This window comes from Pseudoalteromonas sp. A757, from assembly GCF_004103285.1.
Taxonomy (GTDB): Bacteria; Pseudomonadota; Gammaproteobacteria; order Enterobacterales; family Alteromonadaceae; genus Pseudoalteromonas; species Pseudoalteromonas galatheae.
On the sequence record NZ_QNQN01000066.1, the window covers coordinates 179,114 to 188,994 of the forward strand.

General features: G+C 40.9%; 7 protein-coding genes and 1 tRNA gene. 5 read left to right on the plus strand and 3 right to left on the minus strand.

Annotation, left to right across the window (positions count from 1 at the left end; genetic code table 11):
* The first annotated feature begins 88 nt into the window (after positions 1-88).
* From DRB05_RS10005 to arcA, 4 genes are all read left to right on the plus strand, one after another.
* The gene (locus DRB05_RS10005) at positions 89-1,117 is read left to right on the plus strand and encodes a methyltransferase (protein WP_128726810.1); all 1,029 of its coding nucleotides are present in this window, start codon (positions 89-91) and stop codon (positions 1,115-1,117) included.
* Between the two features lie 164 nt (positions 1,118-1,281).
* Positions 1,282-2,901, plus strand: coding sequence for an ATP-binding protein (locus DRB05_RS10010; protein WP_128726811.1), 1,620 nt, complete (start codon positions 1,282-1,284; stop codon positions 2,899-2,901).
* Positions 2,901-3,422: a YfiR family protein gene (locus DRB05_RS10015; RefSeq protein WP_128726812.1), complete on the plus strand. Its 522-nt coding sequence runs from the start codon at positions 2,901-2,903 to the stop codon at positions 3,420-3,422. Before DRB05_RS10010 ends, DRB05_RS10015 begins: the two co-directional genes overlap by 1 nt.
* A gap of 107 nt (positions 3,423-3,529) precedes the next feature.
* Complete coding sequence (arcA, locus tag DRB05_RS10020; RefSeq protein WP_099642313.1) at positions 3,530-4,249, plus strand: two-component system response regulator ArcA; 720 nt, start codon at positions 3,530-3,532, stop codon at positions 4,247-4,249.
* A 6-nt stretch (positions 4,250-4,255) separates the two neighbouring features.
* Here arcA and arcB read toward each other — a convergent pair whose 3' ends face one another.
* A complete protein-coding gene (gene arcB, locus DRB05_RS10025) occupies positions 4,256-6,577 on the minus strand; it encodes an aerobic respiration two-component sensor histidine kinase ArcB (protein ID WP_128726813.1) in 2,322 nt (773 codons plus the stop codon).
* A gap of 321 nt (positions 6,578-6,898) precedes the next feature.
* Here arcB and folE2 point away from each other — a divergent pair, with 321 nt between their 5' ends.
* Positions 6,899-7,819, plus strand: a complete 921-nt coding sequence (gene folE2, locus DRB05_RS10030) for a GTP cyclohydrolase FolE2 (protein ID WP_128726814.1) — start codon at positions 6,899-6,901, stop codon at positions 7,817-7,819.
* 120 nt (positions 7,820-7,939) lie between these two features.
* Here folE2 and DRB05_RS10035 read toward each other — a convergent pair whose 3' ends face one another.
* Together DRB05_RS10035 and DRB05_RS10040 are read right to left on the minus strand one after the other, a co-directional pair.
* Positions 7,940-9,529, minus strand: a complete 1,590-nt coding sequence (locus DRB05_RS10035; RefSeq protein WP_128726815.1) for a PAS domain-containing methyl-accepting chemotaxis protein — start codon at positions 9,527-9,529, stop codon at positions 7,940-7,942.
* Positions 9,530-9,802: 273 nt separating this feature from the next.
* Positions 9,803-9,878, minus strand: a tRNA-Glu gene (locus DRB05_RS10040).
* Positions 9,879-9,881 lie beyond the last annotated feature (3 nt).

Genomic DNA, 9,881 nt, shown 5'->3' on the forward strand with positions numbered 1-9,881 from the left:
ACAACCCCGCTTTATTATGGAGCAGCTCAACAAGCTGCTTCATGCCCATCAGTCCATCTATTTTGAGTACATTCACTAGGAGTTAGCGTTGCAGTTTACCAACCCAAGTTTATTACTACTTCGTAATGAAGAAGAGCTTATTGCCAACAATATTCTGGTTATTAACCATCAGCGCGATGGCTTCCTACATGAATTAAAAGCGCTCAATCCAAATTCGGCAATTCATGCTTTTAGTTTCGATTTTGCAGACCACCTGCACGCCGATAAAGTCAGCGATGTTAAGAGCTATGTAGATCATCAACTACCTCAACTACAGGACATTGATTTAGTTATTTATTATTACCCTAAGTCAAAACCCGAAGCGCAAATGGTATTTGATAATATCCGCCACTTGAGCACAGCTGAAACTAGGTTACTCGTTGTTGGCGAAAACAAAAGTGGGGTGAAAAGTGCGGAGAAACAACTTAAAGATCACGCCGCACACTGTTATAAATTAGAAAGCGCAAAGCACTGCATTTTATATGAATTTGATAAGCTTACTGCCAACCCAAGTTTTGATATAAGCCATTATGTACAGACATTTTCGGTGCGTATCGCCAAAACCGAGTTTACTGCCGCAAGTTTGCCCGGTGTATTTAATCATGGGAAGCTCGACGCAGGTACTCAACTATTACTAGAAAATGTCACCCTTCCCTATAAAGGTAAAGTGTTAGATTTTGGCTGCGGTGCAGGGCTTATTGCCTGCTACGCTTTATTGAACAGCCCAACACTTAAATTCACCTGTTTAGATGTCAATGCACTTGCGCTGTTTGCCACGCAGCAGACCCTAGCTTTAAACAACCTTAATGCAACCTTGTTACTTAGCGATGGTTTGAGTGAATTGAGCGGTAAATTCAACCTTATTTTGAGCAACCCTCCATTTCATACCGGCCTTTCAACAAACTATGATATTGCAGAGCAATTTCTGCATAACATCAAGCGTTATATGGATACCAAGTCTAATATTCAGCTGGTTGCCAATAGCTTCTTGAAATATCCTCCGATTCTAGAAACTCATTTCGAACAGTTCGAAGTTGTCACTAAAAACACTAAATTCGCCATCTACAAAGCGCAGTAGTTTACTCACACTAAGGTTTACTTGCTTATATCAAGTAAACCTTAACGCAAACCTACCTTTTATCTTTTCATTTTCAAAGATTTGCTCTACTTTATTATAATGAGTTATTGGATCTCAAAAGCTCTGTGGCCATAGCTAAGGCTGATCATACAGCTGGAATAAGAATGAGTAAGCAATTAACAAAAACAAGCATAAGAAAAGTATTGATCAGCGCAGTGATGCTTGTAACCGCGCTGTGCCTCTCTTTATCCATATCTATTTCAACTTACCTCGATGTAAAAGAGCAAAAACAACTTATCATCAACAAAATAGAGATGATAGCCGACATCGTTGCGTTCAATTCTCAGATCACAATTTTGTTTGATGATAGAAAAACCGAGGATGCACGCCTTAAGTCTTTCCAAAATGTAGATATCATCAAAAATATCCATATTTATGCCATGGATGATGTAACTAATAGTCCGGTATTTTTCACCAGCTATAATGCTAGTCGTACACCTCCTGTGCCACTCAAAGTGAATCAAATAGAGGAATTAAAAACCCCGAAGGTCTCAGAAGATTACATAGAGTTAATTAAACCAGTGGTTTATGAAGGCAATATTGAAGGCTATGTTTATATTCGCGGGGGACTTGAGCGGCTTTCTAACTATATAAATAAAAAAATACTGGTAGATATTGCACTCACCTTATTTGTCCTTGTTCTTGTTCTACTCGTATCTAGGGGGATCCAAAAACGCATCGCTACGCCAATTGAAGAACTTTCCTCACTACTGCAGGACGTTTCCAAAAATCATAATTATAGTGCCAGAGCGCCAGGTAGTAATATCTCAGAATTAAATGTACTGGCCAATAACTTAAATATTATGCTTGCGCGCACCGAAAACCAACTTGAGCGTCATAAAGCCGATAAGCAAGAAATAAAACAACTAAATCAGAGCTTAGAAGAAAAAGTGAATCAGCGCACGATTGCGCTACGAGAAGCCAATCAAGAATTACTAAACGCTTTAGAGCGAATGCATCAATACCAAAACCAAATCATTGAGAACGAAAAAATGGCCTCGCTGGGGCAAATGGTCGCAGGCGTTGCCCACGAGGTAAATACACCTATAGGTTTAGGGATCACAGGCTCAACATTGTTAAGAGATAAATTATCTGACATTAGAGAAGCTTTTCAAAATAAATCATTAACCTCAAAACAACTAGAGCGTTTTGTTAGTGATGGTATCGAAAATCTTGATCTCATCTACCGAAACCTAAATCGAGCAGCAGAGCTTGTTTCAAGCTTTAAACGACTGGCGGTAAGCCAAGATCTTGAAGTTAACTCTAAAATTGATTTATCGAACTTGATTACGGAAGTCGTTGCTTCAATGCGTGCAGACCTAGCGGCCAAAAACCCCGAAGTTACTATTGATTGCGACACAGAACTTGCAATTAATAGCAAAGCAGGCCCCTTACAGCAAGTTTTAGAACAATTGATTACAAACTCCCTGCTTCATGCTTTTAAAGATCAGATAAATAACACAATTTTTATTGCTGTCAGACAAAGCCTCGACCAACTCGTAATAGAATATACAGATAACGGCATGGGTGTGCCTAAAGCCATTAAAAAACGTATTTTTGACCCGTTCGTGACAACTCGACGCGGTGAAGGAGGCAGTGGCCTTGGTATGCATCTAGTCTATAATTTGGTTACTCAAGCACTTGGGGGCTCAATCACTTTGGATGAGGAGTTTAGCCAAGGCGCTAAGTTTATTATCACTCTCCCACTCTCAGGGAGCTTGTAATGAAACTAACGAGCTTAGCCTTGTTGCTTATTTTTATGCCTTTTATCGTTAATGCAAAATCACCGGATCAGGTTCGTTCAGCGTTTCTCTATCAAATGGCTAAATTTATCGAGTTTCCAGAAGAAGAAACAAAAAATAGCATTCAGTTTTGCTTTTATTCCATGGACTCAGGACCCGCATCTAACCTAAAAAGCGCAACAAATCTAAGCATTCGAAACAAGCCTATAGAGTTGCTTGAAGCGAAAAAAACATGGACTTACAGGGAACTTTCCAGCGCTTGTGATATCACATACATTGATGAAACAAATGAAACTGATATACTGTCCGCTTGGACCGATACAATAGAGTCAAACATGTTGACCGTGGGCGAAAGTATTGAGTTTTTAGAAAGAGGCGGGATTGCTTCTTTGGTCCAAGAAGGGAGCAAAATTCGACTGTATATAAATAAGCAAGCACTAGAAAAACAGTACTTCATCGTGCGCTCAAGGCTGCTTGCCGTATCCAAGTTTCATCCCAACTGATTTTACTTGTTAACAATTGGATAAGCTCCTATAATCGTAAATATTCGGATTTATTATATAAGTCCGGACACATTGTAAATTATATATTCCGAAAAGGTTAATTAATAATGCAAACGCCAGTCATTCTAATTGTAGAGGATGAAGACGTAACTCGACTGAACCTCGTTAGTTTATTTGAAGCGGAAGGTTACAAAGTAATCGAAGCCATTGATGGCGACGATATGCATGACAAGCTGACATCGAATGATGATGTAAACCTTGTAATCATGGATATCAACCTTCCTGGTAAAAATGGTTTAATCTTGGCACGTGAACTACGCCAGAAGAAAAACATCGGCCTTATTTTCTTAACAGGTCGTGACAATGATGTTGACCGCATTCTAGGTCTTGAGATTGGTGCTGATGATTACATCACAAAACCATTCAATCCACGTGAACTAACGATCCGTGCTCGCAACCTCATTTCTCGTACTGGCACTTCAGCAGAAGAGTCAACAATAGATAGCAACGGCGTTATTACTTTTAATGGTTGGGAATTAGATGAGAACAGTCGTTGTTTAACATCTCCAACTGGCGATTCAAAGCGCCTACCTAAAGGTGAATATCGTGCACTTCGTCTAATGTTAGATTCTCCAGGTCGTATTTTCAGCCGTGAACAACTTATCAAGCATATGACAGGCCGTGAACTTCGCGCGAATGACCGTACTGTTGACGTTACTATCCGTCGCATTCGTAAGCATTTCGAAACAGACAATAACACGCCAGAATTGATCAGCACAATTCACGGTGAAGGTTATCGTTTCATCGGTAAAATCGACGCTCAATAATCTCTTTTACTGATCTTCAGCGAGTTTTGCAATTAATGGATGAAGGGCCTTTTGCCCTTCTTCTATTTTTGCCTCTAACTCAGATATCCAATCCAACAGTATCTCTTTCTCTTTTCCATCTGACTCTAATTCCATTTTCTTTGCTTGTAATTGAGCTAATTGCAATCCTACTGAGCCAGCAGCCCCTTTAACTTTGTGCGCAACCGCAGCATATTCCTCGATATCAGTTTGAGCAACGGCGACTCTAAGCTCTTCGCAATATTTTGGGTTAAGTTTGGCAAATAAATCACAGCTTCTTTGGAACGCAGCAGCCCCCATCGACTCTACAAAATCGCAAATCGTCTCGATATCTAAATCCGCGTATTCAGGTTGAGAAAGCGCATCACGGATATCGATACTTTGCTTATTCTTCTGAGCTTCAATACCAAATAACTCCGCAAGCATCTTATCAAGTTTTGTTGTGTTTATAGGCTTGGCTAAGGCACCTTGGACATTAATCCCTTCTAGCTCTTGTTCAGCGCTTCTCACATTGGCAGTTAGAGCAACAATGGGTAGGTGATCAAAGTGGCTATCCGCTCTTACTTGGCGTGCGACTACGTCGCCATTAATATCTGGTAGCTGCATATCCAATAGAATAAGGTCTAAGTCATCCTCTGTCTCAACAAACGAGAGTGCATCCTCACCGGTTTCGGCCCAAATTACCTCGTGCCCTCTTTGCTCTAACAAGTTCGTTGCAATTTCTGCGTTAAGTGGTACATCTTCAACAAGCAAGATGTAGAGGCTTCTCCCTGCGTAGCTTTGTTCCTTTGGAGCTGTGCACAGCTGTAGCGGGATCTCAACATCAAAGCGACTACCTTTGCCTTGTTGACTTTGTACTGCAATCGTACCTTTCATGGCTTGAACTAGCGCCTTGGTTACTGCGAGTCCAATCCCGGAACCAATCGCATTACTTCCTGACGCATCAGGGGCTTTATAATACATCTCAAAAATTCGTTCTAGTTGTTCCACGGGTATCCCCATTCCCGTATCAATAACGCTAATTGTGAGCCAAGGACCATCCTCTCTATTCTCGCGACGGCATTCCAACGTTACATTGCCTCTGTGGGTAAATTTCACCGCATTATTAATTAAATTCCATAAAATCTGGCGAAGACGCGTAGGGTCAAGCAAAGCATAGACATCCAACAAGCCTGACCGATTTATCGTAAACTCCAGTCCTTTTTGATCGGCAATTAAACCTGCAAAGTTTACAACATCATTAATAAAGTCCGACACATTAATACTGTCGGTGGCAATATCTAGTTGTTCGCGGTCAATCTTATCGAGGTCAATAATGTCGTTAAAAATATTGCCAAGCGTCTCTGCACTTGAAAATACAGTATTACACCAGCTTTTTTGTTGAGCCGTTAGCTCAGTATCTAACATCATGCGTGTTAAACCGACAATGCCATTAAGTGGAGTACGTAATTCATGGCTTAAGGTAGCAATGAACTTACCTTTATCCTTATATGCCGTTTCCAGAGCTTGTTCAGCTTCTTTACGGCTAGTAATATCACGACCAAACGCCAATAGACCAATATACTCTCCATTATCATTAATAAATGGCAGTTTACGCATTTCAAACCATCGAGGCTCGCCTTCAACGGGGTATTCAACATCGAGAGTTAGGGGTTGTTGTGTCTTCGAAACCTGCTGATCCGTTTCAAGTACTTTAGGCAAATATTGGGTGGAGTAAATTTGCTCCACAGACTTGCCAATTAGCTCTTCACTGCTCTTCCCCATCACCATTTCAAACATTTTATTACAGCCCGCGAATACGCCGTTTTCATCACGGTAATAAAATAAGTCTGGTGAGGAGTCAACAATACTGCGTAATAACATTCCTTGTTGTGCTAACTCTAGCTGCGTCTTTTTACGTTCAGCGATTTCTTTTCTTAATTCATCAATCGCTCGGTGTTTGGCATGCAGGGCTATCTTTCGTTCATCAATTTCACTGTTTAAGCGATTAATGTTGTCCTTTAACGTTTGATTCAGCATTTTTTCCTGTTGGGTTGCAGAGTCTAGGTATGCTTTAGAAGAGTGAACCTCTCGCATCGCTGCGACTGAAATCATAATTAAGGCAGGAGAAATTACTGCGGTTAAGAAAAATAGCGCAGCAATATTTACAAGGTCAACTACGCCTAAGGCGACATAATAAAACATGCAAGATAGAATAACTGCAACAAAGAGCGTAAACGCATAAGCGATGGCGAATGCCCGCTTGTTACCATATTTCTCTACCAAGTTTGATAAAATTCGAGCCCACGAGCCAAACGAATTTTCTGTCATATTAATACTTCACCATTGTTAAACACTTGTCAGGCAAGTTTATGTGCTACCGCTTGAGCCTGTTAGAATTGCTTTTCAAGCCCTCAAAGTAAATATTATACAAAAGCCCTAGTAATAAGCGAGTATAGAAATTGCGGAGCCTCAACATTCACTCTATTACATGCACACTAAGCAAAGCGGTAGACAACAGTAATGAGACTCTGTATCTCTAAATGCACAAATCCGCTAATTTAGCGTGGATAGATTTAAGCGCATCATCCCAACTTAATCGGATTTCGTGTAATATGCCCGTTTTTTATGTTGTGAGAAAAGAGAGCGTCGATGCAAAATAACATGCCAGACATTGCGCACAGTGCTAGTGCGTTACAAACAGGAACTTTAGACTGGGTAGGCATGGGTAATATAGAGCTACCTTTAGTATTAGAAAGTAAAGGCCTAAATCAAGTTACTGTTACAGCCAAAGCCGATGCATTTGTTAATTTGCAAAAAGAAGAAGCTAAAGGTATTCATATGTCACGCCTTTTTCTTGCTCTTGACACTCTTTCTTGTGAGCAAGTACTTACACCAAAAACTTTAAAACAGTTGTTAGATAACTTTTTAAGTACGCATAGCGACTTAAGTACAGGCGCAAAAGTTACACTACAGTTTGAGTTGCCAATCAGGCGCCCTTCACTTTTAAGTAAAAAGATGGGGTGGAAATCGTACCCAATTACCCTTGATGCAACTTTGATAAATGGTAGTTACAAACTCGAGCTAGCGCTTGACGTTGCTTACTCGTCGACTTGCCCCTGTTCAGCCGCTCTATCTCGTCAGCTCATCCAAAACGCTTTCCAGCAAGCTTTTGATGGTAAACAATTAGATTTCCACAGTGTACATGATTGGCTAGGCAGCACAGAAGGTATCGTAGCAACACCTCATTCCCAGCGCTCAATTGCAAATATCAAAGTTAAACTTAGAGATAATTGTGCTGAGTTTGAGATATTAGATCTGATAGAGTTGGTTGAAAACGAGCTAAAAACTCCTGTTCAAGCTGCAGTTAAACGAGAAGATGAACAAGAATTTGCGCGCCTCAACGGTCAAAACCTAATGTTTTGTGAAGATGCAGCGAGGAAGTTAAAAGCATTGCTAAACCAGCAAACTTATTTAGATTTCTACGTGAAAATCAACCATTACGAATCTCTTCACGCTCATGATGCTGTGGCTTATGCCGTGAAAGGGGTTGAAGACGGCTATCGCGTTTAATTATAGCGATAGATATTAGATCCGCTCCGTTGACGACTATTATTAATCAGAGCTAAATAGCTCTGATTAGCCTCCCCCATAAACAACCCTGTCGGTACTGTTTTACTTTCAATCGCCTATTCAACGGTGAGCACTGTTTAATTTTCGAATAAACTGCTCAACAAGTACCTCTTGGTTTTCTAAAGCCTGCTCTGTGTTTCTCATCGTTTCATGCGTTTTACGCGCGCTTTTCATAGATTCATCCGCAAGACCTGAAATTGTCACAGCATTAGCATTTAGCTCATTAGAAACACTCGACATCTCTTCTGCCGATGTCGCAATTTGATAGTTCAACCCTGATATTTCATTTACAATTGTATTGATTGTTTCAAGGCTCGCTTTAGTGCCCTCAGCCTTTACAACACACTCCGAAGAGCGCTCTACTCCACTTTGAATAGCTGAGACAGCTCTTTCTGCTCGTTGCCTCAGATCGGCAATAATGCTATTAATTTCGGCTGTCGAATCTTGCGTCCTTTGCGCAAGCGCTCTTACCTCATCAGCAACAACCGCAAACCCCCTACCCTGCTCACCAGCCCGTGCAGCCTCTATAGCGGCATTTAATGCGAGTAAATTAGTTTGCTCGGAGATCCCACGGATCACGTCGACAACCCCTTCAATGTTAACTGTTTGCGTATTAAGATCTTCTATATCTTTTTGCGTGCGCGATAGCTCTTCCGATAAGGCATAATTATTCTCCATATTGTCATCAACGGCTTTGTTGCCTTTAACAACGGACTCAAGCGCAGCTTCGGATTGCTGCGCTGCATTGTTAGTATTAGAAGCTATTTCACCAATCGACACTGACATCTGATTAATAGCAGTTGCTAAAGAGCCGGTTTGCGCTTGCTGTCGATTTAAAATATCAGAACTCGTTTTGCATTCTTGCATCGTTTTGGTTGCGTACTCAGAAACTGTGGCACTAGCATCTTTAACACGCCCAAGCACAGCCCGAAGCTCAGATTCTCTAGCGAGTAAAGCAAGCTCAATAGATGCAACATCATTAACCTTATTAAGATACACTTTTTGCATCAGAGGGTTATTGTATACCTTCTTTGCTTTTTCACTGAGCGACCGCACTGGAGCAAGGCGAGAGTAAGTAGTAAATAAAACAACAAGAGTAAGCAGTGTTTCAGCGAGGTAATTCCAAGGTGGTGATAAAGTTGAAATCAGCATGGTTAAGGCATAGAAAACAAGGATTATTGCCATCATTTGAGCTGACAAAGACCAAGAGGCTCGAGTAAATTTACTTGGTGACACACCGTTATTTAAATCAGTGTAGATTTCCTCTGCACGGTTAACGACCTCACGGCTCGGCTTTGTCCTCACCGATTGATATTCGACAGTCTTACCTGCAGCATCTTTAATAGGAGTGACAAAAGCATTCACCCAATAGTGATCGCCATTCTTGCAGCGGTTTTTAACCATTCCCATCCAAGGTTTGCCCGCTTCGATATAATCCCATAAGTTCTTGAAAGCGGCTTTAGGCATTGTTGGGTGCCGAACGATATTATGGGGCTTCCCCTCTAATTCACTAAGTGAAAACCCTGCAACCTCACAAAACTGTGAATTTGCATACTTTATCTGACCTTTTACATTTGTCGTTGAAAGTAGATTGTAAGAACTTGGATAATCGTACTCTTTTCCTGTGTGATCAGCTCTACCTTTTGCCATAGCTCGCTCTCGATTAAAAAGGGCAATAAATTATTACTTTCCTAAAAATCGTAAGAAATTTCACTGGAAGGCCGGATTGGAGCATAGTGAAACATGATTTGATACCAACTTACTTAGTTAATTGCTCTATTTTGAAGAAGCAAGTACTAAGACAAGTTTGTATGAATATTTAACGAACAACAGAAAGTTAATATAAAAGCTAGCAGAGTTCTGAGCTTAAACAACTAAGAGAAGCAGAAATGAATATGATGAGAATAGAAAATGAAAAGTGAGTGGCGTCCCCTAGGGGATTCGAACCCCTGTTACCGCCGTGAAAGGGCGGTGTCCTAGGCCTCTAGACGAAGGGGACACA